The following is a 25,532-nucleotide window of genomic DNA, read 5'->3' as shown; positions in this document are numbered from 1 at the left end:
CTTGGATCAGGCGTGGGACGGGAGCTGCGACCGTCACGCCGTCCGCAGAAACAGGCGCCGCGTCAGGTCGAACGCGACCAGGTTGCCGGCCAGCACCAGCAGCAGCCCCACCACTGCAAGCGGCGACCACTGGTAGCCCTCGAACACCGTCGACACGGCCAGCGCGACGATCGGAAACAGCACCGTGCAATAGGCGGCCCGTTCCGGCCCGATGCGGCCGACGAGGGTCAGGTATGCGGTGAACCCGATCACCGAGCCAGGCACTGCGAGGTACACGAGCGCGCCGAGATAGCGCGGGCTCGGGTCGACCGCGAACGGCAGCCCGGCCGCGGCGCTGCCGACGGTCAGGATCGTCGCGCCGATCAGCATTGCCCAGCCGTTGGTCGCGAGCGGATGGAGCCCCATCGACTGCATGCGGCTCGACAGCAGGTTGCCGGCCGAGAAGCACATCGTGCCGGCGAACGCGATCGCAAGGCCGATCCAGGTCGCGTGGTCGTCGAGGTGGCCTGCCATCTGCTGCCAGAACAGGCATGCGATGCCCGTCAGGCCAAGCAGCGCGCCCGCGACGGCGGACGACCGCAGCGGGCGGCCCATGAACAGCCGGCCGTTGATCGAGTTGAGCAGCGGCGCGGTCGAGAAGATCACCGCGACGAGCCCGCTCGGCACGACCCGTTCCGCGTAATAGAAGCACAGGAAGTTCAGGCAGAACAGCGCGAAGCCCTGCGCGGCGAGGTAGCGCCACGCGGCGCGCGGCGGCAGGATCGGCCGGCGCATCGCGCGCAGCAGCATGAACATGACCGCCGCCGCGAGCCAGAAGCGCCACGCGATCGACACCGGCGGCGGCACGCTGCCGAGCTGCCACTTGATCGCGATCCAGGTGGTGCCCCAGATCAGGACGGTGAGAATATAGAGCGACAGGTTCATGACGGAAATCGGGATAAAAGCGCGATGAAAGCGGGATCCCCGACTATGCCGCCGCGCGGCGCGCGCAGATTGTCCGGAATTGCGGTCTTTTCCCGGCAGGCGGAACGGGCCCGCGCTGGCGCGCTTATACTCCGTCATCATGCGCATCCCCCCTTCCGCCCCGCCCGCCGTGCCCGCCGTGCCCGCCGTGCCCGCCGTGCCCGCCGTGCCGGTAGCGGCCGCAGCTGCCGCCGCCACCGGCGGCGAGATGCCGTTCGGCCTGCAGTCGGTGTGCCGCACGCTCGCGGAGGCGAACGCGACGCTCGAGCGCTTCGCGTGGCTCGGCGACCATCTCGCGATCGCCGAATGGACGCGGATCACCGAAGAGGCGGAGACGATCTACGACCAGCCCGGGCATCACACGCTGTCGTGCTATCTCGAAGGCGGCTACCGGACCGAGCGGCAGAGGGTGCCGGGCTACGGCGCGCCGAGCCTGCTGTGCGCGCTGCCGGGCGACCATGAATCGCGCTGGTGGGTGCGCGGCGAGATGCACTTCGTGCACCTGTACTTCCTGCCGGAGCACTTCGCGCAGCGCGCGATCCGCGAGCTCGACCGCGAGCCGCGCGAGCTGCAGCTCGCCGACCGCACCTATTTCGAGGATGCGCGCGTCGCGGCGCTGTGCCGTTCGCTCGCACTGGAAAACTGGGACGACACCGACGGCCGGCTGCGCGTGAACGAAACCGCGCACGACATGCTGAGCCTGCTGCTGCGCGGGCAGAGCGCGATGCGCACCGACACGGTGTTCAAGGGCGGCCTCGCGCCCGCGGTGCGCCGCCGCGTGCGTGACTATGTCGACGCCCACCTGATGCAGCCGCTGACGCTCGGCGAACTGGCCGACGTCGCCGCGCTGTCCGAATACCACTTCTCGCGGATGTTTCGCCTGTCGTTCGGCCGCGCGCCGCACGCGTGGATCGCCGAGCAGCGGCTTGCCCGCTCGCGCATGCTGCTGCGCACGACGTCGCTGCCGCTCGCGCAGGTTGCCGCCGCATGCGGCTACGCGAACGCCGGCCATTTCAGCCATCGCTTCCGCGAAGCGCACGGCACGACGCCGAACACGTACCGGCGGGCGATGCAGGGACGCTGAAGCCCGCCTCTCCGATCACGAAGGACCGTACAACCGGGCCGCCAGTCGATTCAGGTTGACACGCTTACTCGCCGCGCCGCGACAATTCCTGCTCGAGCGCCGCGACGCCGGCCGGCAGATCGACCGGCACCTTCAGGTCGACCATCGTGCGGCCGAACGCGTGCAGCGTGCGGAACAGGTTGTGCTCGCGGCACTGCTCGCCCATCTGGCCGATCCGCACGATCGGCAGGCCGAACGAGCCGGCGATCTCGACCTGGTACTGCTTCGAGATGTGTCCGCAGATCATGCCCGGCGTGAGGCCTTCGGGCGTCTCGATCCCGACCACCGAATTGAGCCGGCACGGCTTCGGCGCATAGAGCCTGAGCCCCATCGCCTCGACGCCCGCCTGCAGCGCAAGCGAACAGCGCAGGTGGCGCGCGAAGCGGCTTTCGAGCGTCTCCGTGCAGACGAGCCGCAGCGCCTCATGCAGCGCGAGCACGCCCGATACGGGTGCGGTGTAGTGATAGCCGGCGTTGTGCCAGAAGTTCTCGGCGAGCGCCATGTCGAGGCACCAGTGCGAGTTCGGCTCGGGGCGGCTCTTCATCCGCTCCCACGCGGCATCGGAAAACGCGATCAACGACACGCCGGGGATCGACGACAGGCCCTTCTGCCCGCCGGTGATCACCGCGTCGATGCCCCATGCATCCATCTCCAGCGGCATCGTCGACAGCGTGCACACCGCATCGACGACAACGAGCGCGCCCGCCGCCTTCGCGAGCGCCGCAATGTCGCGCAGGTCGCGGTTCCATACGGTATTGGACGTCTCGCCGTGCACGATCGTGACGATCTCGGGACGCTCGCGCGCGAGCGCGTCGGCGATCTCTTCGAGGCTCGCGACCGCGCGGTCGGGCACCTCGAGCACCGAGACGTCGGCGCCGACACGCGTCGCCATCTCCGCCATCCGCGCGCTGAAAAAGCCGTTCCGGATCGACAGCACGCGGGTGCCGCGCCAGGCAAGGTTCGACATCGCCATTTCCATCGCGGCCGAGCCGGGGCCCGCGACGCCGAGCACCCACTTCGTGCGGGTCTGGAACACGTAGCGCGCCATCTCCTTCACCTGCTCGATGATCTTCGCCATCGTCGCGCCGAGGTGGTTGATCACGATCGTGTTCGCCTTCGCGACGGCGGCCGGGATCGGAACCGGGCCGGCCCCCATCATCAGCAGCGGTTCTTCGGGCAGGATCGCGTCGAGCGGCACGACGACGGGACAGGGAATCGGCGAGTAATCGATGGACATGGCTGAAAACGGGTGAAGGAAGGGAAACGCACGCTCGCCGCACATTGCGGCGAATCCATCGATCATTCCGCGTTCCGCTGCAATGCGCAAGAGGGACGCACGATTAAATGGCAGGCGGCGCGGCGGCGCCGCCTCGGGATATGCGCGGCTGCCGGGCGGCCGTCATCCGATTCGCCCGCGCATTTGCGCGCCGCATCCGAATCCGTCGCGAAGCGGTTCCATACGCGCGATTTTCTCCGTCACCCGGTCACGATTCCCGCACTGCTCCGATTGAGCGCCGGTTCCACGCCCGCACCGAAAAGCAAGTGCAACATAAAATCACACATAGCGATTTGACATCCAAATCCGCCAACCATCTGTAAAAATCCGCTAAAGCAGCCAACATTGCGCCCGCATTCCGAAATGCGCCGGCAATATTCACCGTCAACGCCATCAATTCATTGATTCATAAGCCTATTTTATTCATTCATCAGGCGTGCCTCGAAAAATCACATGTGCTTCGAGCTGTCACCGCCGTCGCAGTCGGCCGTCGTTTCGGCACGCCGACGCCCGATTTTTCGCAACCCGCCCTTTTCGCAGGTTGACGGATATCGCTGCCTTAATGAACAATCACCAACGTAATCAAAAAAACCCGTTTTCGACGCGAGGGCGAAATGGGCGTCGCGCATCGCTTAATTCGGCTTGCGCGACGGGAAATCACAACCATAATCAATCAACCGGGCCAACAAAAAATACGCGAGAGCCATGAACCAGATTCAGACCATGCGTGTATTCGTCTGCGTCGCCGAGCAGCAGAGCTTCCGGCGTGCAGCGCATCAACTCGGCGTGTCGAATGCGCTCGTCACGCGCTCGATCGCGATGCTCGAGGGGCATCTGAATACGCGACTGATCCACCGCACGACGCGCAACCTGTCACTCACCGAGGCCGGCGTGCGCTATCTCGACGGATGCCGCGCGCTGCTCGAGGAATTCGACCACCTCGAAGCGTCGGTCACGCATGCGGTACGCGAACCGGTCGGCACGCTGCGCGTCGTCGCGTCCGGCCTGCTGTCGCCGCGCGCGCTGACGCCGCTCGTCGCCGGCTTCCAGCGCCGCTTTCCGCAGCTGCGCGTGCAGCTCACGATCGCCGAAGGCCCGCTTGACGTACTCGATACGGGCTACGACGTCGGCATCGTCACCGGCAACCGGCTCGACGGCAACCCGGCGCTGATCGGTCACGCGCTCGCGCCGAACACGCTCGTCGCGTGCGCGGCGCCCGCCTATCTCGAGCGGCGCGGCGAGCCCCGCGCGCCCGACGACCTGCCGCGGCACGACTGGATCGCACTCGCGCCGCACCAGCATGCGAGCGCGTGGCGGCTGCTCGGGCCGGACGACGCGATGCACGCGGTGACGGTGCGCCCCGTCTGCACGGTCAACCAGCTGTCGCTCGTGCAGGCGGCCGCACTCGCGGGCTCGGGCATCGCGGTGCTGCCGGAGGACCTCGCCGCCGACGCGCTCGACACCGGCGCGCTCGTGCGGCTGCTGCCCGGCTACCGGATCGACGATCCGGACGCGCAGCTGTCGCTCGTCTACCCGAATCGCCAGTTCGTGCCCGCGCGCACCCGCAGCTTCGTCGAGCACACGCTCGACCATTTCGGCACGCAGGCGGCCCGCGCGCAGGCCGGCTATGCGTTCCTGCACGATGCGCGCGCGCCCGATCGCCCCGACGTCGTCACGGGGCTGCAGTAAACTGCGCACGTCAGCCTCCGGAGGTCCAGCGTGCGCGTGATCCTGTTCAGCAGTCGCCAGTACGACGACGATTCGTTCGTCGCCGCGAACCGGCAGTTCGGCTACCGGCTGCACTTCCAGCCGTCGCATCTCGACGCCGAGACCGCGATCCTCGCGCACGGCTACGACGTCGTCTGTCCGTTCGTCAACGACACCGTCGACGCGGCGGTGCTCGAACGGCTCGCGGATGGCGGCACGCGGCTCATCGCGCTGCGCTCGGCGGGCTTCAACCACGTCGATCTCGCCGCCGCCGAGCGGCTCGGCATCACGGTCGTGCGCGTCCCCGCGTATTCGCCGCATGCGGTCGCCGAACATGCGGTCGCGCTGATTCTCGCGCTCAACCGCCGGCTGCCGCGCGCCGTCGCGCGCACCCGCGAAGGCGACTTCTCGCTGAACGGCCTGCTCGGCTTCGACCTGCACGGCAAGACCGTCGGCGTGATCGGCACCGGCATCATCGGCAGCGTGTTCGCGAAGATCATGATGGGCTTCGGGATGCATGTGCTCGCGCACTCGGTGCCACCGCACAACGAAGAGCTGATCGCGTACGGCACCCGCTACGTCGGGCTCGACGAGCTGCTGCGCCACGCCGACATCGTCAGCCTGCATTGCCCGCTGCTGCCGTCGACGCATCACCTGATCAACGCGCAGACGCTCGCGCAGATGAAGCACGGCGCGATGCTGATCAACACCGGCCGCGGCGGGCTCGTCGACGCGCAGGCGCTGATCGATGCGCTGAAGAGCGGCCAGCTCGGCCACCTCGGGCTCGACGTGTACGAGGAGGAAAGCGGCCTGTTCTTCGAGGATCACTCGGACCAGCCGCTGCAGGACGACGTGCTCGCGCGGCTGCTGACGTTCCCGAACGTGATCGTCACGTCGCACCAGGCGTTCTTCACGCGCGAGGCGCTCGCCGAGATCGCGCACACGACGCTGCTGAACATCGAGGCCTGGCATGCGGGGGCGCCGCAGAACGTCGTCGCGGCGAACCGCTGACGATCGGCGCGCATGACGGTTGCCGCGGTTGTCGCCATTGCCGCGGTCACTGCCTCGTTCCCGCGCGCATCAATTAACTATCCCGCATTTTGTTTCAACTGAAGTAACGTCGCCTGCCTGCCGTCTGCTATCGTTGCGCCGACGTCACCCCTGCCCCATCCCGCTCATGCGTTTTGACGATCCCGCCATCGCCGCCGTCTACCGCGCCATTTTCGAACGGCGCGACATGCGCCACTTCACGCCGGCGCCCGTCGATCCGGCCGTGCTGGCGAGGCTGCTGCGCGCGGCGCACCACGCACCGAGCGTCGGATTCATGCAGCCGTGGCGTTTCATCCGCATCACCGATCCTGCGCTGCGCACGCGCATCCATGCGCTCGTCGAGGCCGAACGCCGCGCGACCGCCGACGCGCTCGGCGAGCGCCAGGACGAATTCATGCGGCTGAAGGTCGAAGGCGTGCGCGAATGCGGCGAACTGCTGGTCGTCGCGCTGACCGACGGGCGCGAGCGTCACGTGTTCGGCCGGCGCACGCTGCCGGAGATGGATCTCGCGTCCGCTGCGTGTGCGATCCAGAACATGTGGCTCGCGGCGCGCGCCGAGGGGCTCGGAATGGGCTGGGTGTCGCTGTTCGACGTCGACGCGCTGCGCACGCTGCTCGGGATGCCCGACGGCGCGAAGCCGATCGCGGTGCTCTGTCTCGGGCACGTCGACGCGTTCTATGCGAAGCCGATGCTCGAGGAAGAGCGCTGGGCCGCGCGAATGCCGCTCGAAGCGTGCCTGTTCGAGAACGGGTGGAATGGTGCGGCGGGCAAATCGGGGGAATCCGTCACGTCAGGCGCGTCAGGCACGCCCGGCGAAACCAGCGAATCCAGCGAGTCCGCCGCGCCGGCCGGCGGCGCCGACTGAGCCTGCCCCCGCCCCGTCGCTTGCCGGCAACAACCGATCAGGCCCCCAGCATAAGGGTTTTCACTGAAGTAGAATCGCGGCTGACACCCTCCTCCGCCTGCGTTGCGCATCCCGCGCCCGGCGGCTTTTTCCGGGCCCACCGCGATGCCACTCCCTCTATTTGCCCTTGCCGTCGCCGCATTTGGAATCGGTACCACCGAATTCGTGATCATGGGGCTCCTGCCCAACGTCGCCCGCGATCTCGGCGTGTCGATCCCGGCCGCCGGGATGCTCGTGTCCGGCTATGCGCTCGGCGTGACGATCGGTGCGCCGATCCTGGCCGTCGTCACCGCGAAGATGCCGCGCAAGCGCGCGCTGATGGGGCTGATCGGGCTGTTCATCGCCGGCAACCTGTTCTGCGCGATCGCGCCCGGCTACACGGTGCTGATGGCCGCACGCGTCGTCACCGCGTTCTGCCACGGCGCGTTCTTCGGCATCGGCTCGGTCGTCGCGAGCAACCTCGTCGCGCCGAACCGCCGCGCGCAGGCGATCGCGCTGATGTTCACGGGCCTCACGCTCGCGAACGTGCTCGGCGTGCCGCTCGGCACCGCGCTCGGCCAGGCGTACGGCTGGCGCGCGACGTTCTGGGCGGTGACGGGCATTGGCATCGCCGCGGCCGCCGCGCTCGCGGTCTGCCTGCCGAAGAATCTCGCGATGCCCGACACCAGCATCACGCGCGAATTCAGCGTGCTGAAGCACCCGCAGGTGCTGATGGTGCTCGGCATCAGCGTGCTCGCGTCCGCGAGCCTGTTCAGCGTGTTCACGTACATCACGCCGATCCTCGAGGCCGTGACCGGCTTCTCGCCGCGTCAGGTCACCTACGTGCTGCTGCTGTTCGGCCTCGGCCTGACGGTCGGCGGCACGCTCGGCGGCAAGCTCGCCGACTGGCGCCGGATGCCGTCGCTGATCGCGTCGCTCGCGCTGATCGGCGTCGTGCTCGCACTGTTCGCGGGCACGATGCACATGCCGTTCGCTGCGCTCGCAACGATCTTCGTGTGGGGGATGCTCGCGTTCGCGATCGTGCCGCCACTGCAGATCCTGATCGTCGATCGCGCCAGCGACGCGCCGAATCTCGCGTCGACGCTCAACCAGGGCGCGTTCAACCTCGGCAACGCGACGGGCGCATGGCTCGGCGGGATGGCGATCGGCGCGGGCATCCCGCTCGTGAACCTGCCGTGGGTCGGCGTCGCGATGGCCGTCGCGGCGCTCGCGCTGACGCTGTGGTCGGCGTCGCTCGAACGCCGCCCGGTTGCCGCGCCGACCGAATACGTGTAACCGCGACGTGTAACCGAGACAACGTATCGCACGGTCGCCCGGCCGCGCGGTGCGCCGCCGGCGCGCGCGCCCCCCCTGCGCACCTGATGGCCTTCATGGACCGCTTCGGGTCACCGGTGTAGCATCTCGCGCAATGAAAGCCATTATTAATCGAGATTTCCTCGCGCTGATCCTGAGCGTCGCGGTCGTCGGCCTCGGCACCGGCGCGACCCTTCCCCTCACCGCACTCGCACTGACCGAAGCCGGGCACGGCACCAACGTCGTCGGCATGCTGACGGCCGCGCAGGCCGGCGGCGGCCTCGCGATCGTGCCGTTCGTCACCGTGCTCGCACGCCGCATCGGCGCGCGCCGCGCGATCGTCGTATCGGTGCTGCTGCTCGCCGCGGCAACCGCCCTGATGCAGTTCACGTCGAACCTCGTCGTGTGGGGTGTGCTGCGCGTGCTGTGCGGCGCGGCGCTGATGCTGCTGTTTACGATCGGCGAGGCATGGGTCAACCAGCTCGCCGACGATTCGACGCGCGGCCGCGTCGTCGCGATCTATGCGACCAACTTCACGCTGTTCCAGATGGCGGGCCCGGTGCTCATCAGCCAGATCGCGGGCTTCACCGGCATCCGCTTCGCGCTGTGCGGCGCGCTATTCCTGCTCGCGCTGCCGTCGCTCGCATCGATCCGCCGCGCGCCGCTCGCGGACGACGACGCGCATCACGAAGCGCACGATCACTGGCTCGCGGTGCTGCCGCGCATGCCCGCGCTCATCATCGGCACGGGGTTCTTCGCGCTGTTCGATACGCTCGCACTGTCGCTGCTGCCGCTCTATGCGATGGATCACGGCGTCGCGAGCGGCACCGCGGTGCTGCTCGCGTCGATCATGCTGTTCGGTGACACCGCGATGCAATTCCCGATCGGCTGGCTCGCGGACAAGCTCGGCCGCGAACGCGTGCACCTCGGCGCGGGCTGGATCGTGCTCGCGGGCCTGCCGCTGCTGCCGTTCGTCATCGCGAATCCGTGGCTCTGCTGGCCGCTGCTGTTCGTGCTCGGCGCGGCGGCCGGCAGCATCTACACGCTGTCGCTCGTCGCGTGCGGCGAGCGCTTCCGCGGCGCCGCGCTCGTCACCGCCAGCTCGCTCGTGTCGGCGTCGTGGAGCGCCGCGAGCTTCGGCGGCCCGCTGGTCGCGGGTGCGTTGATGGAGCAGATCGGCAGCAACGCGCTGATCGGCGTGCTGATCGTCTGTGTCACGGCGTTCGTCGCGGCCGCGCTGTGGGAGCGCCGGGCCGCGTTGCAGCGCGCGGTCTGACGCCCAAACGACGACGGCCCGCACGATGCGGGCCGTCCGATGCATGCGCATCACGCGTTGCGCGTTACGCCTTCAACGCCGGCAGGATCTTCCCGACGCAGGTGCCGAACCCGACGCGATAGCCGTCGCCCTGGCACCAGCCCCTGAGCGTCAGCTCGTCGCCGTCCTCGATGAACGTGCGGCTGCCGCCGCCATTCAGCGCGACAGGCTCCTTGCCGTTCCACGTCAGTTCGAGCAGGCTGCCGAACGAATCCTTCGTCGGCCCGCTGATCGTGCCCGAGCCCATCAGGTCGCCGACCCGCGTGTTGCAGCCCGCGACCGTGTGATGCGCGAGCTGCTGCGCCATCGTCCAGTACATGTACTTGAAGTTGGTGCGGCAGATCGACGTCGCTTCGGCCGCGCCTTCCTCGCGCAGCGTCACTTCGAGCGCGATGTCGAACGCGTGCCGGCCCGCGTGCTGCAGATACGGCAGCGGCTGCGGCGACTGCTCCGGCTGCGCGGTGCGAAACGGCTCGAGCGCATCGAGCGTGACGATCCACGGCGAGATCGTCGTCGCGAACGTCTTCGCGTTGAACGGCCCGAGCGGCACGTATTCCCACTGCTGGATGTCGCGCGCGCTCCAGTCGTTCAGCAGCACCATGCCAAAGATGTGCGCTTCGGCATCCTCACAGGCGATCGGCTCGCCGAGCGCGTTGCCCTTGCCGACGATGAAGCCCGTCTCCAGCTCGATGTCGAGCTTGCGGCACGCGCCGAACCCCGGACGCTCCTGGTCAGGCAGCTTCAGCTGGCCGTTCGGGCGCCGCACCGGCGTGCCGCTGACGATCACCGACGACGCGCGGCCGTTGTAGCCGATCGGCATCTCCGACCAGTTCGGCAGCAGCGCATTCTTCGGATCGCGGAACATCGAGCCGACGTTGGTCGCATGCTCCTTCGACGAATAGAAATCGGTGTAGCCCGGCACGTCGACCGGCAGATGCAGCGTCGCGTCGCGCTGCGGCACGAGCGCCTGCGCGCGCAGCATCGCATCGTCGCGCAGCCGCGCGGCGTCGCGCGCGAACAGCTCGCTCAGCTGCACGCGCACACTGCGCCACGCATCGCGGCCGAGCGCGATGAATGCGTTCAGCGTCGGTTGCGCAAACACGTCGCCGGCGCCGGCCGGCAGCGTCACGAGGCCCGCGCGCGCGAGTGCCGCGAGATCGACGATCTGGTCGCCGAGCGCAACGCCCGCACGCCGCGCCGTTTGCTTCGCATCGCTGAAGATGCCGAACGGCAGGTTCTGGATCGGAAAGTCGCACGCGGGATCGTTCGCCGCGTCGACCCAGCTCTTGCGCGCCGGGTCGAGCGTCGCGCGAAGTTCGGGGGTGTCGCTCATCGTTGCTCCGGATTGAAGTGTTTCTGGATGCCTTGCCAGCATTCGAAGTAGTCCGCCTGCAGCTGCGCGGTGTCGAGCGCGAAGCGCGTCGGCCGGATCAGCGTGCGGGTCTCGAACATGAACGCCATCGTGTCGTCGACCTTGTGCGGCTTCGTCGTATCGCTCGCGGACGCCTTCTCGAACGTGTCCGCGTCCGGGCCGTGGCCCGACATGCAGTTGTGCAGGCTCGCGCCGCCCGGCACGAAGCCTTCGGCCTTCGCGTCGTACGCGCCGTGCACGAGCCCCATGAATTCGCTCGCGACGTTGCGGTGGAACCAGGGCGGGCGGAACGTGTCCTCGGCCGCGAGCCAGCGCGGCGGGAAGATCACGAAGTCGATCGTGTCGACGCCCGGCGTATCGCTCGGCGATTGCAGCACGAGGAAGATCGACGGATCGGGATGGTCGTAGCTGATCGAGCCGATCGTGTTGAACAGGCGCAGGTCGTATTTGTACGGCGCATAGTTGCCGTGCCACGCGACGACGTCGAGCGGCGAATGGCCGATGTCCGCGCGCCACAGGCGGCCGTTCAGCTTGGCGACCAGTTCGAACGCGCCTTCGCGATCCTCGTAGGCGGCTTGCGGCGTGAGGAAATCGCGCGGGTTCGCGAGCCCGTTCGAGCCGATCGGGCCGAGATCCGGCAGGCGCAGCTGCGCGCCGAAGTTCTCGCAGATGTAGCCGCGCGCGTCGCCATCGGGCAGCGCGACCGTGAAGCGCACGCCGCGGGGGATCACTGCGATCTCGAACGGCTCGACGTCGAGCCGGCCCATTTCGGTCGCGATATGCAGCCGCCCCGCTTGCGGAACGATCAGCAGTTCGCCGTCAGCGCTATAGAAGAAGCGGTCCTGCATCGAGCGGTTCGCCGCATACAGGTGGATCGCGCAACCGTTCATCGCGGCGGCCGAGCCGTTGCCTGCCATCGTCACCCAGCCCTCGACGAAATCCGTCGGCTCGACCGGCATCGGCAGCGGGTCCCAGCGCAACTGGTTCGGCGGCGTCGGCGGCACGTCGGGCGAATCGCCGAACTCGGACACGAGCCGCTGCGGGCCCGCGAACGGCTCGAACGGCCGATGTACGGCCGCGGGGCGGATCCGGTATAGCCACGAGCGGCGGTTGTGGCTGCGCGGCGCGGTGAACGCAGTGCCGGACAGCTGCTCCGCGTACAGCCCGTACGGCGCGCGCTGCGGCGAATTGCGGCCGTGCGGCAGCGCGCCCGGCAGCGCTTCGGTTGCGAATTCGTTCGCGAATCCGCTCAGGTAGCCGGCATTCGCCGGTTTCGACAGGTCAAGCGTCATCGTTTCAGTTCTCCATCATTCATTCAAACGGCGCGCGGCGCTTGCGCACCACGCTGCCGCGTCACACTTGCAAGACCGAGCACGAACAGCGCCGAGCACAGCACCGGCACTGCCGCAGCATGAAACAGCGCGCCGTTCGACCAGTTGAGCGCAATCAGGTGTCCGCCGACGAGCGGCCCGAGCACCGAGCCGATCCGGCCGATGCCGAGGCTCCAGCCGATGCCCGTCGAGCGCAGCGATGTCGGGTAGTACTGGCCCGCGAGCGCGTTGACGGCCGGCTGCCCGCCGACCACGCAGAAGCCGCCCGCGAACACGACGACGAGCAGCCACGGCAGCGCATGCGCGGCCGAGCCGATCAGCCCGACCGACACCGCCGCGCACGCGAAGCATGCGAACAGCACGCGCACGAAGCCGTAGCGCTCGATGAACCAGCCGAGCGACAGCGTGCCGACCACGCCGCCCGTCTGCAGCACGGTGCCGACGATCACCGCGGTGCCGGGCGTGTAGCCTGCGTCGCGCATCACGGTCGGCAGCCAGTTCGACAGGAAGTACAGGTCGATCAGATTCATGAAGCTGATCGACCACAACAGCAGCGTGACCGGCAGCCGCCCGTCGCGGAACAGCTCGGCAACGGGCGCGCCGCTCGCCGCCTGTTCGCGCACGATGATGCGCGTGCCGGCGTCGATGCCGGCTTCGGGCGCGAAGCGCGCGAGCCAGTCGCGCGCCTGGCGTTCGCGCCCTTTCAGCACCAGGAACTGCAGCGACTCCGGCAGTCGCGCGGCCATCGCGAACGCGAGCACGAACGGCACCGCACCGCCGACGAAGAACACCGCCCGCCAGCCGAACGCCGGGATCAGCGCGGCGCTGACGAAGCCGCCGAGCGCGGCGCCGAGCGTGAAGCCGCACGACACGGTCATCATCCGCTTCACGCGATGCGCGGCCGGGCTGAACTCGCCGACGAGCGCCATCGCGTTCGGCATGATGCAGCCGAGGCCGAGGCCCGTGACGAAGCGCAGCGCCATCAGCACCGGAATCGAACCCGCGAACGGCGTCGCGAGCATCGTCAGCGCGAAGAACAGCGTCGCGCCGATCAGCACCGGCCGCCGCCCGATCCGGTCGGCGAGCACCGACAGGCCGAGCGCGCCGAGCAGCATCCCGAACAGGCTCGAGCTGAACACCGGGCCGAGCGCCTGTTTCGGCACGCCCCACTCGGCGATCACGCTCGGCGCGACGTAGCCCATCGCCTGCGCATCGAAGCCGTCGATCACGAGGCACAGCCCGCACAGCGCGAGCAGCATCCAGTGAAACGCGGGGCGATGGGTGTCGTCGATCAGGCGCTCGACTTCGAGCGCGCGGCCGGCGGCCGGCGCGGCGCTCATTGCGCGGCCTCCGCGGCCGGATGCACGGGCGGTGTCACGCCCTGGCGCGCAAGCGCCATCGCTTCGCGCAGCACGCCGAGATCGCCGATCTGGTTCGCGAGCAGCAGGATCAGCTTCGCGTTGACGAGCTGGCTGTCGCTGTCGGTCAGGTCGCGATGCATGTCGATCAGCGCTTCGTAGAACGCGTCCGGATCGGCCAGACGCGGGCGGGTGTCGAGGTGATGCATGACGGGTGTCTCCGATGTCGTGTTGTCAGTCAGGCCGCGCAGGTCGCGCGCGCCAGTGCGTCGCCGATGGCCTGCCGATCGAGCGCGCGCATCCGCGCGCACACGTGCTGGTCGGGCCGCAGCAGGTAGAACGTGCCGGGCTTCGCGTCGTAGCGCGCGGCGGCCAGCCCGTCGACGTCCTCCACGACGTCGACGCCCGGCACCGCCTTCGCCTGCCCGCGCGGCACGACGAGCACCGGCTTCACCGGCAGCGCGAGGCCGGCCACCGCCTGCGCGAGCGCCGTCGCGTCGCCGGGCAGGCCGAACAGCACGCCCGCGAAACCTTCGCAGAGATGCCGGAGCAGCCAGCCGGTCGTGCCACCGTGCGCGCGCACCGGCGCGTCGGCGGCCGCCGCGCCCGGACGCATCGCACACGCGAATGCGTCGCCTTTGCGGTCCGGCGTGTTGAGCGGCGAATCGGCGAGCACGGCCGGCACCGACAGCCGCCCGCTGTTGACGAGCTTGCGCGCGAATTTGCAGTCGCGCGCGAGCTTCAGCGTCGCGTCGCGGAACACGCGCGACACGGGGCTCTTCGGCGTGATGAAGTCGGTCGAGCGCGTCGAGTTGCGGATGTTCTCGTCGGCCGCGAACTCGCGCTCGCTCGCATACGTATCGAGCAGGCGGTCGGGCGCGTGGCCGTCGAGCACGAGCTTCAGCTTCCATCCGAGGTTGTCGGCATCCTGCACGCCGCTGTTCGCGCCGCGCGCGCCGAACGGCGACACGCCGTGCGCGGAATCGCCCGCGAACATCACGCGGCCGTGACGGAACGTATCCATTCGCTGGCAACGGAATGTGTAGACGCTCACCCATTCCAGCTCGAACTCGACGTCCTGGCCGAGCAGCGCGCGCACGCGCGGGATCACGCGTTCGGGCTGTTTCTCGGCAACCGGGTCGGCGTCCCAGCCGAGCTGGAAGTCGATGCGCCACACGTTGTCCGGCTGGCGGTGCAGCAGCACCGACTGGTTGCGGTGGAACGGCGGATCGAACCAGAACCAGCGCTCGGTCGGAAACTCCGCCTTCATCTTCACGTCGGCGATCAGGAAGCGGTCCTTGAACGTGCGGCCGTGGCTCTCGAGGCCCATCATCGTGCGCATCGGGCTGCGCGAGCCGTCTGCCGCGATCACGAATTGCGCGCGCAGCGTCTCGATGCCTTCCGGCGTCTCGACCGTCACCGTCGCGTGTTCGGCCGATTGCGCGACGCCCGTCACCTTGTGCTTCCAGCGGATGTCGATGTTCGGCAGTTCGAACGCGCGCTCGGCCAGATAGCCTTCCACGTAGTACTGCTGCAGATTGATGAATGCCGGACGCGCGTGGCCGGCCTCGGGCAGCAGGTCGAACGCGTACAGCTGCTCGTCCTGCAGGAACACCTTGCCGACGTGCCAGCTCACGCCCTTGTCGACGAAGCGCTCGCCGCAGCCGAGCCGGTCGAAGATCTCGAGCGTGCGCTTTGCGAAGCAGATCGCGCGCGAGCCGGTGGACAGCGTGTCGTCGTCGTCGAGCAGCACGACCGGCACGCCCTGCTGCGCGAGATCGATCGCGGCGGCGAGGCCGACCGGGCCCGCGCCGACGACGATCACCGGATGGATCGCCGCATCGCTGTCCGCGCCGCGCTCCGCGCGCGGCCGGTATGCAAATTTCAGGGTCTGGTAATCGATGCTCATGGTCGACCCCGTCCGCTCAGCCCAGCTGCGTGCGCAACATTGCGCCTGCACGCCCGGATCGGCTGCCCGCCGGCGGCGGCCTGCCGATCCGCCGGGACCGCCTGCGATGCCCATTTCGTTTCACCCGCCACGTCTCGCTCCTTGCTTCCTGTTGAATCGGGGACAGGGCATCGCCCGGCGACGCCCGAATGCTGCTCGTTCTTGATCGACGACAAACTCAGGATTTACGAATAGTAAAACCAATTACGAATAGTGAAATCAACGTAAACCCTAGGCATCGATCGGTGGGCGGGATAACGATATGAGCGAATCGCGAAGCCGAGCGCGGCGCGCGCTGCTACTATCGAGTCATGAGGCGGTCCGTTCGGCCGCCGTTTTTCCACGTCCGATCCCCGATGATTCCGCCCAACATTCCCGAGCTCGTCGCCCGCGCCGGGCAACTGCCGTATCTGCGGGATCACCTCGCGCTCGCCGAAAGCGGCACCGCGTTCGCGCGCCTGCCCGAGCGGACGCTCAACAGCGCGTATGACCCGATCTACGACGTGACGATGCCGGGCGCGCCGCAATCGACGTCGTTTGCCGACGCGATCGAGCGCTACGGGGACGAGTTGGGTTTCCAGGCCGTCACGCTGGTGACGGGCGCCGCGCACGACCTGTTCGATCCGGCCGAAGACGACCAGGCGCTCGTCGCGGTCGACCGCCTCGCGCGTGCGCTGCACGCGATCAACTTCTTCGGTGCGCAGCGCCACGGGCTGCTGTTCCTGCGCGTGCACGAGCGGCTGCTGAAGAGCGTGAAATACGATCACGGCAAGCACTTTTCGTCGGTGCTGCAACGCTTCGGGTTGCCGACCGAGCGGATCGTGATCGAGCTGCCGGCCGCCGCGGTCGCACACAAGACGTTCCTTGGCTACCTGACGCGCAGCTACCAGCATCACGGCTTCAAGGTCGCGGACAAGCTGCCCGATCCCGGCCGGATCCTCGCGGTGGAATCGGAGATGGCGCGGCCGGACTACATCAAGATGGATGCGGCGATCGCGTTGCGCGACGGGATGGTGAAGGCGCTCGTCGCGTATGCGCAGCGCGTGCGGATCCCGCTGATCTTCGACGGCGTCGCCGACGAGACGCAGTGCGAGCTGCTGCGGCAGCACGACGTGCGGTTCATGCAGGGGCCCGTGTTTGCGAAGGTCGTGCCGGTTTGACGGGACTGAGGGCCGAGGGCTCCGGCAAGCGCGCGCCGCCTGTCAGTCGTCGCCGCCGTCGTCGTGCTTCGGCAGATCGTCGCCGATCTCGATGCCGGGAAACCGGTTCGCGTACCAGATGTGCCACGCCGGGCGAATCCTGGACGGCTCGTCGAGCGTCGCGTAATTGATCTCGACCGTTGTCGGCGCATCGATCAGCCGGTATTCGAGCTGCGTGCCGCAATGGCCGCAGAAGCGCCGTTCGCAGTGTCTGCAACCGCAAGCCGTTGAATGCGGCGATGCATGCGGCGATGTGCGCGGTGTTGGCGATGCGCGACGCACCGCAGGTCGCCCGGTCGCCGCGCATATATCCGGCGCGCGAATTCCTTCCCCAGCGAAACCAGGCAATCAGGCCAACTGCCCGAGCCGCTGCGCGAGCGCCTTCAGCCGCGGCCCCACCTGCGACCGGAACACCTCCTCCCCCATCGACGACGCCGGCCCGCTGCAGCTCAGGATCAGCCAGCGCCCTTCACGCGGCTCGCGAAACGGCACGGCGGCCGCGTTGACGTCCGCGTGCCACGCGCGGAACGAATAGCAGCAGCCGCCCGACGCGAACTCGGCCACCGCGTGCTGCGCGGCGGCGACGAGCGCATCGGCGTCCGGCCCCGCGCCGGCCGCGCGGTGCAGCTCCGCGTACAGCGCGCGCCGCGCGTCCTCCGGCTGCACCGCCAGATACGCGCGCCCCATCGAACTCGTCAGCATCGACAGCCGCGAACCGGGCGCGAGCCCGAGCGTCAGCGCGGTCTCGCTGCGGATCGTCTCCAGATAGATCATGTCGAGCCCGTCGCGGCAGCCGAGCGACACCGCCGCGCCGATCTCGCGCGCGAGCGCCTGCATGTGCGGCCGCGCGAGATCGAGCGTGCCCGCGCCGGACAGCAGCGCAAAGCCGAGCGACAGCACGCCCGCGTCGAGCGCATATTTGCCGAGCGTATCGTCGTAGCGCAGGTAGCCGAGCACCGTCAGCGTATAGGCCAGCCGGTTCACGGTCGCCTTCGGCAGGCCCGTGCGCTCCGCAAAATCGCGGTTGCCGAGCATCGTCTCGCCGGGACGGAACGCGCGCAGCAGGTCGAGACCGCGCGCGAGCGCGACGACGAACTTGCGCTCGTCGATCGGTTGATCGTCAATGGTTGAAAGCGTCATCTGGTGCTACACTGGGATCGATTTGCAAAACATTGTTCCGCACAGCGGAACATCAGTCAAGTGGTTCATAGACATGGGACCAGAGCAAGCGCTAAAGCGCCAACTCTGGTCGACAGGAGATGACACGATGAGCGATGCAACTTTTCATTGGGACGATCCGCTGCTGCTCGACCAGCAACTCACCGAAGAAGAGCGGATGGTGCGCGACGCCGCGCACGCGTACGCGCAGGACAAGCTCGCGCCGCGCGTGACCGAGGCGTTCCGCCACGAACGCACGGACGCCGGGATCTTCCGTGAAATGGGCGAACTCGGCCTGCTCGGCCCGACGATTCCCGAGCAGTACGGCGGCCCGGGCCTCAACTACGTGAGCTACGGGCTGATCGCGCGCGAAGTCGAACGCGTCGACTCGGGCTACCGGTCGATGATGTCGGTGCAGTCGTCGCTCGTGATGGTGCCGATCTACGAATTCGGCTCCGACGAGCAGAAGGAGAAATACCTGCCGAAGCTCGCGACCGGCGAATGGATCGGCTGCTTCGGCCTCACCGAGCCGAACCACGGCTCGGATCCGGGCAGCATGGTCACGCGCGCAAAGAAAGTGCCCGGCGGCTATTCGCTGTCGGGCTCGAAGATGTGGATCACGAACTCGCCGATCGCCGACGTGTTCGTCGTCTGGGCGAAGCTCGAGGAAGACGGCAAGGACACGATCCGCGGCTTCATTCTCGAGAAGGGCTGGAAGGGCCTGTCCGCGCCGACGATTCATGGCAAGGTCGGCCTGCGTGCATCGATCACCGGCGAAATCGTGCTCGACGAGGTGTTCGTGCCCGAGGAGAACCGGCTGCCGCACGTCGGCGGCCTGCGCGGCCCGTTCACGTGCCTGAACTCGGCGCGCTACGGCATTGCGTGGGGCGCGCTCGGCGCCGCCGAGGCCTGCTGGCATACCGCGCGCCAGTACGTGCTCGACCGCAAGCAGTTCGGCCGGCCGCTCGCCGCGAACCAGCTGATCCAGAAGAAGCTCGCGGACATGCAGACCGAAATCACGCTCGGCCTGCAAGGCGTGTTGCGCCTTGGCCGGATGAAGGACGAAGGCACGGCGGCCGTCGAGATCACGTCGATCATGAAGCGCAATTCGTGCGGCAAGTCGCTCGACATCGCGCGGCTCGCGCGCGACATGCTCGGCGGCAACGGCATCTCCGACGAGTTCTGCGTCGCGCGCCACCTCGTGAACCTCGAAGTGGTCAACACGTACGAAGGCACGCACGACATCCACGCGCTGATCCTCGGCCGCGCGCAAACAGGCATCCAGGCTTTCTTCTGATCACGCCCGCCTGACGGGCCCCGCGTCGCGCGCTGACGGCTTACGACGAAAACGACACGGCCCGCCCGGCATCGACTTGCCGGGCGGGCCGCTTTCTATGCACGCCACCGCCTGCCGGGCGGATCACCGCCCAACGGCGCGCACGCTGCCTGCCGTCGCGAACACGCGCCGCATGATGCGGCGCGCCGTGCTCACTTGTTCGGCTGCGGCGTCAGGCGCAGGTACGGACGCACCGCGTTGAAGCCCTTCGGGAAGCGCTGCTTCAGTTCTTCCGGATCCTGCAGCGACGGCACGATCACCACGTCGTCGCCGTCCTTCCAGTTGCCCGGCGTCGCGACCTTGTAGTTGTCGGTCAACTGCAGCGAGTCGATCACGCGCAGCACTTCGTCGAAGTTGCGCCCGGTGCTGGCCGGGTACGTGATGATAAGCCGCACCTTCTTGTTCGGGTCGATCACGAACAGCGAACGCACGGTAAGCGTCTCGTTCGCGTTCGGGTGAATCATGTCATACAGTTGCGACACCTTGCGATCCGCATCGGCGATGATCGGGAAGCCGACGACCGTCGCCTGCGTGTCGTTGATGTCGTTGATCCAGCCCTCGTGCGACTCGACGCTGTCGACCGAAAGCGCGATCACCTTCACGTTGCGCTTCTCGAATTCGCCCTTCAGCTTCGCGGTCAGCCCGAGCTCGGTCGTGCACACCGGCGTGTAGTCGGCCGGATGGGAAAACAGCACGCCCCAACCGTCGCCGAGCCATTCGTGAAACTTGATGTGGCCGAGGCTCGAATCCTGTTCGAAATCCGGCGCGATGTCGCCAAGACGCAGACTCATGTCGTTCCCTCCTTGTACGGTGCGTGATGAAGCCCCGCGCGAGCCGCGCAGGACAGTCGCGTAGCTTACGGGAAGCAGATGAACATGCGAACGATTATTCCGTTCGATATTCATACATTTTTGTCATTTTTGCGCCGTACCGACCGCATGAGGAAACTTTTCCGGCCGTTTGCCTCTCTCTCAATACATTACAAGCCGTTTACCATGCAGTCCTGCATGGCCGCCATGCGCGATCCCGGCTCGCCAGCAGGCAGGTGTTTCGCTACGATGGGAACCTGCAGCATGTCAGCATGAAGGGAGTTGCAATGTCGGAAATCAACAAGGAGAAACTGATGTCGGATATCAAAACCGTTCTCGCGGACGCCGAAGACCTGCTCAAGCAAGCGGCGAGCAGCACGGGCGACCGTGCGGCCGAGCTGCGCGAGAAAGCGTTGTCGCGCCTGAAGCAGGCCAAGGAAAAGGCAACCGACGTCCAGGTCGTGGTAGTCGAGAAAGGCAAGAAGGCCGCGCGTGCGACCGACGACTACGTGCACGAGCATCCGTGGACGTCGATCGGCATCGCCGCCGGTGTCGGCGTGCTGATCGGTCTGCTGGTCAACCGCAAGTAACGCGCGAGCGCCGTTCCGCCTGGCGGGCCGCCCCGGATGCGGTTCGCCGGCACCGAAGCTGACTGGCGGCCGTCCGCCGGTCGGCTTTGCCTTAGCCGTTTTCTGCACGCGCAAGCACATACTCATGACGACAGACACCACCTCGCAGTCATCCGGCCATGGGCCGCTGCGCCGGCTCGCCGGCTCCGCGCTCGGACTGCTGCAAACGCGCCTCGAACTGGTGGGCATCGAGCTCGCCGAGGAGAAGGAGCGCCTGATGGGCGTGCTGTTCCTCGGGCTCGCCGCAATGATGCTCGCAACGATGGCGCTGATCAGCCTGACCGTGCTCGTCGCGATCGCATTCTGGGATACCTATCGCTGGCAGTCGCTCGCGGGAATCACCGTGCTGTATGCGATCGCCGGCGCCGTATGTGCGCTGAAGGCGCGCGCCGGGCTGCGCGACGCACCGCCCGTGTTCGAAGCCACGCTGGCCGAATTCGAGAAAGACCGCGAACTGTTCCGCAGCAAGTCGTGAACGCACTCGCGTTCGTCCCATTCATCCATCTCGCCGACGCGCCATGAACCAGAACGCCACGGGCAACCGTTACCGCCCTTCTTCATCGTATTCGCGTTTGAGCGCCGCGCAGAACCGGGCAATCCGCAAGGAACTGCTGATCCTGCGCTCCGAAGTCGAGCGGCTGGAATTCGCACAGGCCGGCGCGGAAATGCGTCAGTCCGTCACCCACTTCCGCTGGCTCAAGGTGTTCGTTCCGGGGTTCACCGGCGGGTCGTTCAGCCAATCCGCGAAGAACCTCAACGCAAGCGTCAGCAATCTATTCAACCAGTATCCGATGCTGAGTTCGCTCGTATCGATCGTGCTTGCGAAACCCGTGCGGTCGCTGCTGCTCGCCGGCGCCGGACCGGCACTGAAGTGGGGATCGCTCGGCTTCGCCGCGTGGGAAATCTACCGGTTCATGAAGCAATCCCGCGACGAGCGCGAACAGGCGGCGGCAAACGACGACTGACACGCGGCTCGACACTTCGCTTGCCGGCGAACGGCCGGCGGCGACCGGCCGGGAGGCCGGGAGCCATGTCATCGCACGCCCCAACACGCCGGATCGTGCTCGCTCACACCGCCCGGCCTGACATTCCCTTTCGTGCCGTCTGAGCGCAACGTGAACGTGCCGCACGCATCGTCATGCATCGGCCCTGCGTCGAGCGGGCTCGCTTCCAGCTCATAGGCGACGGGCGCCCCGTCGTCCGGACGCCGGACCGTCAACCGATAGATCGCGCGTCCGTCGGCCGGTGCGTGTACAAGCGCATCCGGCAATGTCGGCGGCGGTATGCCGTCGAGCGACTCGAAATACTGCGCGGCACGGTAAAGCGCAGCCACTGCAGATGCGCGATGCGTCTGCGCGACGTGCTGACGGTATGACGGCACCGCAAAGCCCGCCAGCACTGCGATGATCGCCAGCGCGATCATCAGTTCGAGCAGCGTGAATCCGGCCGAGCGTCGCACACCGGGCCTCTCGCTCATCGATGCGCCGCCGCGACGCGGCGCCAGCGCTGCGCAACGATCCGTCCGTCGCGAATCGCGACCTGCATCTGCAGCCACACGGCGCTCGACGCATGCGCGCCGACGCCGCGCGCAGTGACGAGGTATGCACGCTCGCCGTCGGCAAGCCCCGCAATGCGCCACGCCTCGATCAGGCAGCGCGGCGGCCGCGCAGCCATCGGCCAGACGGCAAACGGAGCGATCGCTTCCGGTATCGTCTGCGTGGACAGACGCCGCCACGCGTCCGGTTCGGTGCGCGAATCGCCAGCACGCAGAAAAGGCGCCGTGCCCTGTCGCAAACGCGCGACGCATGCACCGAGCGCCGCGTCGGCCGCATGAAATGCGATCAGCCGTTCCGACAGCGCACGCGTGCGCCGCGCCTCCGTCAACGCAGCTTCGAACCACGTGCCCGTCAGTGCGGCAATGGCCGCGCCGACCGCGACAACGGCCGGCAACGCCATGCCCGCATCACGCCGCTGCCGCGTACCGCGCGCTCGCCACGTCATCCCGCGTTCGCGTCGATTCATCACGACGCTCCGAAGGCTTGCCGCCCTTCAGGCCGACCGTCGCCGCGATCGGTTGCCGCGTTCCTCAGCGCGACGACGCGATGCAAGGTCAGGCGCGCGCGGCCATCCTGCGCGACCGCATGGTTGCCGTCGCAATCGACATGGCGAACGCGTTCGCGCATCGGTTCGCCCCGTGCCCGCACGCAGACGTGCACGGCCGTCACGTCGTGCCAGTCGTCCGCACGCATCGCATCGGCGCCGATGAATCGTGTGTCGCCGCGACGCAGATAGCGAAAGCGCAGCTGGTCGATGCCTGCGACGACCGGTTGCGCGGTGCCGATGCGGCCGCTCCCTTCGCAATACAGTTCGGGCTCGCCCGTCGACGGGCTGACGTGCGCGTCGAAGCGGTTCGACACCAGCGGGCGCTCGCCCGGTGCGCCTATCCCTTGGCCAAGGCAATCCGACACCTGACCGTTCGCGGTCGGCCAGGTCGACACCGCATCGCCGATATATCGGATCAGCAACGCGTCGGACGATGCACGCGCGGGTTCGCAGTGCACACGCGCGTCGTCGCCGCGCACGCGCGCCGACTCGCAGCCGAACACCGGCGGCGATGACTGCGGCGTCAGCACGTCGAGCGGGCGGAATCCCGCCATCTGGATCTGCTGACCGATCAACACCAGCGCGGTACCAGCGGCGTCGCGCATGCGAAACCCGTCGTCGGCGCGGCGCTGCGCGACACGCTGGACGTGATGCAGCGCGCCGACCGCTGCGAGCACGAGCAGGCCGACGGACATCGCGACCAGCACTTCGAGCAGCGTGTGCGCGCGGGCGTGACGCTTACCGGTCATCGGCTGCCACCTCGCCGAACGGGATCTGCACGCATGATGGCGGATGCGTCGACACTTCCGGGGCACCGCATCGCGCGGAGGCCATCGCGTCGCCCGCGCGCCATCCGAGCGTCATCCGCCGCACGCCGCCTGGCCCGCCGTCGATCGTCATCGTGCCCAACGTGCCATTCGGCAATGACGCCGCAACCAGTGCCGCCAGGCCTGCATCCGCGTGCGGCGCCACGCGCATGCGCTCGATGCGCGCATCGGCCAGCCATAGCGCGCGTTCTCGCCAGATCGTCGTGCGTTGTGCGCGCGCCATCGCGAGCTGGCTGCCGGCCACGGTCAGCATCATCAGAGCAAGCAGCGCGACGGCAATCGTGGCCTCGATCAGCGACGTACCCCGCATCATGCGCCGCGCGTTCATGATTCTGCCTCGCAACGGCCGGCGCTCACGCGCGCGCGGCCGCTCGCCGCGATCCGCACGCACCGCAATGCGCGCGCATCGTCCACCGCGGGCACGTCGCGCCGGGAACGCAATTCGAAGCGCCGGATCCCGCCGATCACCTGTCCGGCCGGCGGCGCAAACGCCAGATCGTGTGCGACGCTCGCGACCGCCACTTCCGCATCGCGCGGGTATCGCCTCAACACACGCGCCTGCTCGTCAAAGTGTCCGCTCACGATCCAGCCGCACGACCATTCGGCCGCGTCGCATCGCTCGCCCGCACGCAGGCATGCGTCGTCGCTACCGGCCCGGCACAGCGTGACGCGCACGCCGAGACGCACGGCCTCGTTCCGCGCAAACGACAACGCGCCGAGCAATGCGCGCGAACGCGCGTCGACGCGCTCGCGCATCCGCCATTGATCGAACGACGGCGCCGCATACAGACCGAGCCCGGCGATCAGCGCGACCACGACCATCAACTCGACGAGCGTGAACCCGCACGCGCGCCGGCCTGCCTTCCGTCCTGTCTGATTGCGCCGCATCGTGAACCTCCGCCAACGTGATGCGACGACTGTAGTGACGTGCACGCACGTGCACCATCCGCCGAACGGCCAGCTGGCGCGACATGATCGCGCCGACCACAATCGACACGAGTTGAACAACCGGAGGGATCGGAATGAATCAGCGCAGCGCGTCAGCGCTTACGCGGGGGCTTGGCGGGGGAAGCGCGACGGAATTCTTCGATCACGTCGGCAAATTCGGACACGTCCTCGAACCGGCGATAGACCGACGCGAAACGGACATAGGCAATCGTATCGAGGCCGCGCAACTCGTTCATCACGAGTTCGCCGAGCTTCTCGCTACGGACTTCGCGCTCGCCTGTCGCGAGCAGCTGATATTCAATGCGGGCGACCGCCGCGTCGATCGCGTCAGCGGCAACCGGCCGCTTGCGCAGCGCGAGTTGCATGCTGGCGACGATCTTGCGACGGTCGAACTCGGTGCGGCTGCCGTCCTTCTTCACGACGGCCGGCAACGCCAGCTCGACCCGCTCGTACGTCGTGAAACGCTTGTCGCAGGCCGAGCAGCGACGACGCCGGCGAATCGCGGCGCCGTCTTCGGACACGCGCGAATCCACCACCTGCGTATCGTCGTGCCGGCAGAACGGGCAGCGCATGAGCGATCAGCGATAGACCGGGAAACGCTTGGTCAGCTCGGACACTTGCGCGCGCACGCGCTCGATCGTCGCCACATCTTCCGGGGCCTCGAGCACGTCGGCGATCAGGTTGCCGACCAGCTCCGCTTCGGCCGTGCCGAAACCGCGCGTCGTCATCGCCGGCGAGCCCAGACGCACGCCGCTCGTCACGAACGGCTTTTCCGGATCGTTCGGGATCGCGTTCTTGTTGACCGTGATGTGCGCGGCGCCGAGCGCGGCTTCCGCGGCCTTGCCGGTGATGTTCTTCGCGCGCAGGTCGACCAGCATCACGT

General features: G+C 67.9%; 27 protein-coding genes and 2 pseudogenes. 12 read left to right on the top strand and 17 right to left on the bottom strand.

The genetic code is table 11. From position 1 onward, the window contains the following. Positions 1-33: 33 nt before the first annotated feature. Entirely contained in the window at positions 34-924 is an 891-nt protein-coding gene (locus DID96_RS15630; protein WP_124600197.1) for a DMT family transporter, read from the bottom strand. 247 nt (positions 925-1,171) lie between these two features. Here DID96_RS15630 and DID96_RS15625 point away from each other — a divergent pair, with 247 nt between their 5' ends. Next, a complete protein-coding gene (locus tag DID96_RS15625) occupies positions 1,172-2,047 on the top strand; it encodes a helix-turn-helix domain-containing protein (RefSeq protein ID WP_185732272.1) in 876 nt (291 codons plus the stop codon). A gap of 64 nt (positions 2,048-2,111) precedes the next feature. Here DID96_RS15625 and DID96_RS15620 read toward each other — a convergent pair whose 3' ends face one another. Beyond that, positions 2,112-3,323 (bottom strand): alanine--glyoxylate aminotransferase family protein, encoded by a 1,212-nt coding sequence (locus DID96_RS15620; RefSeq protein WP_124600195.1) that lies wholly within the window; start codon positions 3,321-3,323, stop codon positions 2,112-2,114. 12 nt (positions 3,324-3,335) lie between these two features. Between DID96_RS15620 and DID96_RS15615 the strand changes: the two genes are divergently transcribed. The 6 genes from DID96_RS15615 to DID96_RS15590 all read left to right on the top strand — a co-directional run bounded on the left by DID96_RS15615 (position 3,336) and on the right by DID96_RS15590 (position 9,592). After that, on the top strand, positions 3,336-3,659 hold the full coding sequence (locus DID96_RS15615) for a hypothetical protein (protein WP_124600194.1): 324 nt from the start codon (positions 3,336-3,338) through the stop codon (positions 3,657-3,659). Positions 3,660-4,067: 408 nt separating this feature from the next. Further along, a complete protein-coding gene (locus tag DID96_RS15610) occupies positions 4,068-5,051 on the top strand; it encodes a LysR family transcriptional regulator (protein ID WP_124600193.1) in 984 nt (327 codons plus the stop codon). A gap of 30 nt (positions 5,052-5,081) precedes the next feature. After that, on the top strand, positions 5,082-6,080 hold the full coding sequence (locus DID96_RS15605; protein ID WP_124600192.1) for a 2-hydroxyacid dehydrogenase: 999 nt from the start codon (positions 5,082-5,084) through the stop codon (positions 6,078-6,080). Between the two features lie 166 nt (positions 6,081-6,246). Then, positions 6,247-6,984, top strand: coding sequence for a 5,6-dimethylbenzimidazole synthase (gene bluB, locus DID96_RS15600; protein ID WP_124600191.1), 738 nt, complete (start codon positions 6,247-6,249; stop codon positions 6,982-6,984). Between the two features lie 144 nt (positions 6,985-7,128). After that, positions 7,129-8,298, top strand: a complete 1,170-nt coding sequence (locus DID96_RS15595; protein WP_124600190.1) for an MFS transporter — start codon at positions 7,129-7,131, stop codon at positions 8,296-8,298. A gap of 133 nt (positions 8,299-8,431) precedes the next feature. Continuing rightward, complete coding sequence (locus tag DID96_RS15590; RefSeq protein WP_124600189.1) at positions 8,432-9,592, top strand: MFS transporter; 1,161 nt, start codon at positions 8,432-8,434, stop codon at positions 9,590-9,592. Between the two features lie 64 nt (positions 9,593-9,656). On the opposite strand, the gene fahA is transcribed toward DID96_RS15590, so the two are convergent. Genes fahA through DID96_RS15565 form a run of 5 tightly spaced genes read right to left on the bottom strand, consistent with a single transcriptional unit; the run spans position 9,657 to position 15,601 of the window. Continuing rightward, positions 9,657-10,964 (bottom strand): fumarylacetoacetase, encoded by a 1,308-nt coding sequence (fahA, locus tag DID96_RS15585; protein ID WP_124600188.1) that lies wholly within the window; start codon positions 10,962-10,964, stop codon positions 9,657-9,659. Continuing rightward, entirely contained in the window at positions 10,961-12,295 is a 1,335-nt protein-coding gene (hmgA, locus tag DID96_RS15580; protein WP_124600187.1) for a homogentisate 1,2-dioxygenase, read from the bottom strand. The genes fahA and hmgA overlap by 4 nt, the downstream gene beginning before the upstream one ends. Before the next feature lie 23 nt (positions 12,296-12,318). Next, positions 12,319-13,674, bottom strand: a complete 1,356-nt coding sequence (locus DID96_RS15575) for an MFS transporter (protein WP_124600186.1) — start codon at positions 13,672-13,674, stop codon at positions 12,319-12,321. Continuing rightward, complete coding sequence (locus DID96_RS15570) at positions 13,671-13,901, bottom strand: DUF2783 domain-containing protein (protein WP_124600185.1); 231 nt, start codon at positions 13,899-13,901, stop codon at positions 13,671-13,673. The genes DID96_RS15575 and DID96_RS15570 overlap by 4 nt, the downstream gene beginning before the upstream one ends. Positions 13,902-13,930: 29 nt before the next feature. Further along, positions 13,931-15,601: an FAD-dependent oxidoreductase gene (locus tag DID96_RS15565; protein ID WP_124600184.1), complete on the bottom strand. Its 1,671-nt coding sequence runs from the start codon at positions 15,599-15,601 to the stop codon at positions 13,931-13,933. Positions 15,602-15,996: 395 nt separating this feature from the next. Here DID96_RS15565 and DID96_RS15555 point away from each other — a divergent pair, with 395 nt between their 5' ends. Continuing rightward, a complete protein-coding gene (locus DID96_RS15555; protein WP_124600183.1) occupies positions 15,997-16,800 on the top strand; it encodes an EAL domain-containing protein in 804 nt (267 codons plus the stop codon). Between the two features lie 42 nt (positions 16,801-16,842). Here DID96_RS15555 and DID96_RS15550 read toward each other — a convergent pair. After that, positions 16,843-17,043: pseudogene (locus tag DID96_RS15550) on the bottom strand (GFA family protein); the annotation flags it as partial. Between the two features lie 144 nt (positions 17,044-17,187). Further along, positions 17,188-17,979 (bottom strand): IclR family transcriptional regulator, encoded by a 792-nt coding sequence (locus tag DID96_RS15545; RefSeq protein WP_124600182.1) that lies wholly within the window; start codon positions 17,977-17,979, stop codon positions 17,188-17,190. 127 nt (positions 17,980-18,106) lie between these two features. On the opposite strand from DID96_RS15545, the gene DID96_RS15540 reads away from it, so the two are divergent. After that, entirely contained in the window at positions 18,107-19,294 is a 1,188-nt protein-coding gene (locus DID96_RS15540) for an acyl-CoA dehydrogenase (protein ID WP_124600181.1), read from the top strand. A gap of 191 nt (positions 19,295-19,485) precedes the next feature. Here the strand turns inward: DID96_RS15540 and DID96_RS15535 are convergent, their stop codons facing one another. Then, complete coding sequence (locus DID96_RS15535) at positions 19,486-20,124, bottom strand: peroxiredoxin (protein ID WP_124600180.1); 639 nt, start codon at positions 20,122-20,124, stop codon at positions 19,486-19,488. Positions 20,125-20,429: 305 nt separating this feature from the next. Here DID96_RS15535 and DID96_RS15530 point away from each other — a divergent pair, with 305 nt between their 5' ends. The 3 genes from DID96_RS15530 to DID96_RS15520 all read left to right on the top strand — a co-directional run bounded on the left by DID96_RS15530 (position 20,430) and on the right by DID96_RS15520 (position 21,736). Beyond that, entirely contained in the window at positions 20,430-20,732 is a 303-nt protein-coding gene (locus DID96_RS15530; RefSeq protein WP_124600300.1) for a YqjD family protein, read from the top strand. Between the two features lie 124 nt (positions 20,733-20,856). Further along, positions 20,857-21,246, top strand: a complete 390-nt coding sequence (locus DID96_RS15525) for a phage holin family protein (protein WP_124600179.1) — start codon at positions 20,857-20,859, stop codon at positions 21,244-21,246. A gap of 43 nt (positions 21,247-21,289) precedes the next feature. After that, complete coding sequence (locus DID96_RS15520) at positions 21,290-21,736, top strand: DUF3318 domain-containing protein (RefSeq protein ID WP_124600178.1); 447 nt, start codon at positions 21,290-21,292, stop codon at positions 21,734-21,736. 68 nt (positions 21,737-21,804) lie between these two features. Here the strand turns inward: DID96_RS15520 and DID96_RS15515 are convergent, their stop codons facing one another. From DID96_RS15515 to glyA, 7 genes and pseudogenes are all read right to left on the bottom strand, one after another. Continuing rightward, positions 21,805-22,248, bottom strand: a complete 444-nt coding sequence (locus tag DID96_RS15515; RefSeq protein WP_124600177.1) for a type IV pilin protein — start codon at positions 22,246-22,248, stop codon at positions 21,805-21,807. Then, positions 22,245-22,727, bottom strand: a complete 483-nt coding sequence (locus tag DID96_RS15510; protein ID WP_124600299.1) for a hypothetical protein — start codon at positions 22,725-22,727, stop codon at positions 22,245-22,247. The genes DID96_RS15515 and DID96_RS15510 overlap by 4 nt, the downstream gene beginning before the upstream one ends. Positions 22,728-22,792: 65 nt before the next feature. After that, a complete protein-coding gene (locus tag DID96_RS15505) occupies positions 22,793-23,623 on the bottom strand; it encodes a PilW family protein (RefSeq protein ID WP_124600176.1) in 831 nt (276 codons plus the stop codon). Further along, positions 23,613-24,032, bottom strand: coding sequence for a hypothetical protein (locus DID96_RS15500; RefSeq protein ID WP_124600298.1), 420 nt, complete (start codon positions 24,030-24,032; stop codon positions 23,613-23,615). Before DID96_RS15500 ends, DID96_RS15505 begins: the two co-directional genes overlap by 11 nt. Further along, complete coding sequence (locus DID96_RS15495; protein ID WP_124600175.1) at positions 24,026-24,589, bottom strand: GspH/FimT family pseudopilin; 564 nt, start codon at positions 24,587-24,589, stop codon at positions 24,026-24,028. The genes DID96_RS15500 and DID96_RS15495 overlap by 7 nt, the downstream gene beginning before the upstream one ends. A 152-nt stretch (positions 24,590-24,741) precedes the next feature. Continuing rightward, a complete protein-coding gene (gene nrdR, locus DID96_RS15490) occupies positions 24,742-25,221 on the bottom strand; it encodes a transcriptional regulator NrdR (protein ID WP_124600174.1) in 480 nt (159 codons plus the stop codon). 6 nt (positions 25,222-25,227) lie between these two features. Next, positions 25,228-25,532, bottom strand: a pseudogene (gene glyA, locus DID96_RS15485) (serine hydroxymethyltransferase); the annotation flags it as partial.

It is taken from the genome of Burkholderia sp. Bp8963 (genome assembly GCF_003854275.1).
GTDB lineage: Bacteria > Pseudomonadota > Gammaproteobacteria > Burkholderiales > Burkholderiaceae > Burkholderia.
Note: the sequence above shows the minus strand (reverse complement) of the source record. Positions and strands in the feature narration are given on the sequence as shown.

Bases quoted from the DNA above. Each gene is read 5' to 3' on its own strand.
- DID96_RS15630 (WP_124600197.1), bottom strand. From the start codon at position 924: ATGAACCTGTCGCTCTATATTCTCACCGTCCTGATCTGGGGCACCACC.
- DID96_RS15625 (WP_185732272.1), top strand. From the start codon at position 1,172: ATGCCGTTCGGCCTGCAGTCGGTGTGCCGCACGCTCGCGGAGGCGAAC.
- DID96_RS15620 (WP_124600195.1), bottom strand. From the start codon at position 3,323: ATGTCCATCGATTACTCGCCGATTCCCTGTCCCGTCGTCGTGCCGCTC.
- DID96_RS15610 (WP_124600193.1), top strand. From the start codon at position 4,068: ATGAACCAGATTCAGACCATGCGTGTATTCGTCTGCGTCGCCGAGCAG.
- bluB (WP_124600191.1), top strand. From the start codon at position 6,247: ATGCGTTTTGACGATCCCGCCATCGCCGCCGTCTACCGCGCCATTTTC.
- DID96_RS15595 (WP_124600190.1), top strand. From the start codon at position 7,129: ATGCCACTCCCTCTATTTGCCCTTGCCGTCGCCGCATTTGGAATCGGT.
- DID96_RS15590 (WP_124600189.1), top strand. From the start codon at position 8,432: ATGAAAGCCATTATTAATCGAGATTTCCTCGCGCTGATCCTGAGCGTC.
- fahA (WP_124600188.1), bottom strand. From the start codon at position 10,964: ATGAGCGACACCCCCGAACTTCGCGCGACGCTCGACCCGGCGCGCAAG.
- hmgA (WP_124600187.1), bottom strand. From the start codon at position 12,295: ATGACGCTTGACCTGTCGAAACCGGCGAATGCCGGCTACCTGAGCGGA.
- DID96_RS15575 (WP_124600186.1), bottom strand. From the start codon at position 13,674: ATGAGCGCCGCGCCGGCCGCCGGCCGCGCGCTCGAAGTCGAGCGCCTG.
- DID96_RS15570 (WP_124600185.1), bottom strand. From the start codon at position 13,901: ATGCATCACCTCGACACCCGCCCGCGTCTGGCCGATCCGGACGCGTTC.
- DID96_RS15565 (WP_124600184.1), bottom strand. From the start codon at position 15,601: ATGAGCATCGATTACCAGACCCTGAAATTTGCATACCGGCCGCGCGCG.
- DID96_RS15555 (WP_124600183.1), top strand. From the start codon at position 15,997: ATGATTCCGCCCAACATTCCCGAGCTCGTCGCCCGCGCCGGGCAACTG.
- DID96_RS15545 (WP_124600182.1), bottom strand. From the start codon at position 17,979: ATGACGCTTTCAACCATTGACGATCAACCGATCGACGAGCGCAAGTTC.
- DID96_RS15540 (WP_124600181.1), top strand. From the start codon at position 18,107: ATGAGCGATGCAACTTTTCATTGGGACGATCCGCTGCTGCTCGACCAG.
- DID96_RS15535 (WP_124600180.1), bottom strand. From the start codon at position 20,124: ATGAGTCTGCGTCTTGGCGACATCGCGCCGGATTTCGAACAGGATTCG.
- DID96_RS15530 (WP_124600300.1), top strand. From the start codon at position 20,430: ATGTCGGAAATCAACAAGGAGAAACTGATGTCGGATATCAAAACCGTT.
- DID96_RS15525 (WP_124600179.1), top strand. From the start codon at position 20,857: ATGACGACAGACACCACCTCGCAGTCATCCGGCCATGGGCCGCTGCGC.
- DID96_RS15520 (WP_124600178.1), top strand. From the start codon at position 21,290: ATGAACCAGAACGCCACGGGCAACCGTTACCGCCCTTCTTCATCGTAT.
- DID96_RS15515 (WP_124600177.1), bottom strand. From the start codon at position 22,248: ATGAGCGAGAGGCCCGGTGTGCGACGCTCGGCCGGATTCACGCTGCTC.
- DID96_RS15510 (WP_124600299.1), bottom strand. From the start codon at position 22,727: ATGGCGTTGCCGGCCGTTGTCGCGGTCGGCGCGGCCATTGCCGCACTG.
- DID96_RS15505 (WP_124600176.1), bottom strand. From the start codon at position 23,623: ATGACCGGTAAGCGTCACGCCCGCGCGCACACGCTGCTCGAAGTGCTG.
- DID96_RS15495 (WP_124600175.1), bottom strand. From the start codon at position 24,589: ATGCGGCGCAATCAGACAGGACGGAAGGCAGGCCGGCGCGCGTGCGGG.
- nrdR (WP_124600174.1), bottom strand. From the start codon at position 25,221: ATGCGCTGCCCGTTCTGCCGGCACGACGATACGCAGGTGGTGGATTCG.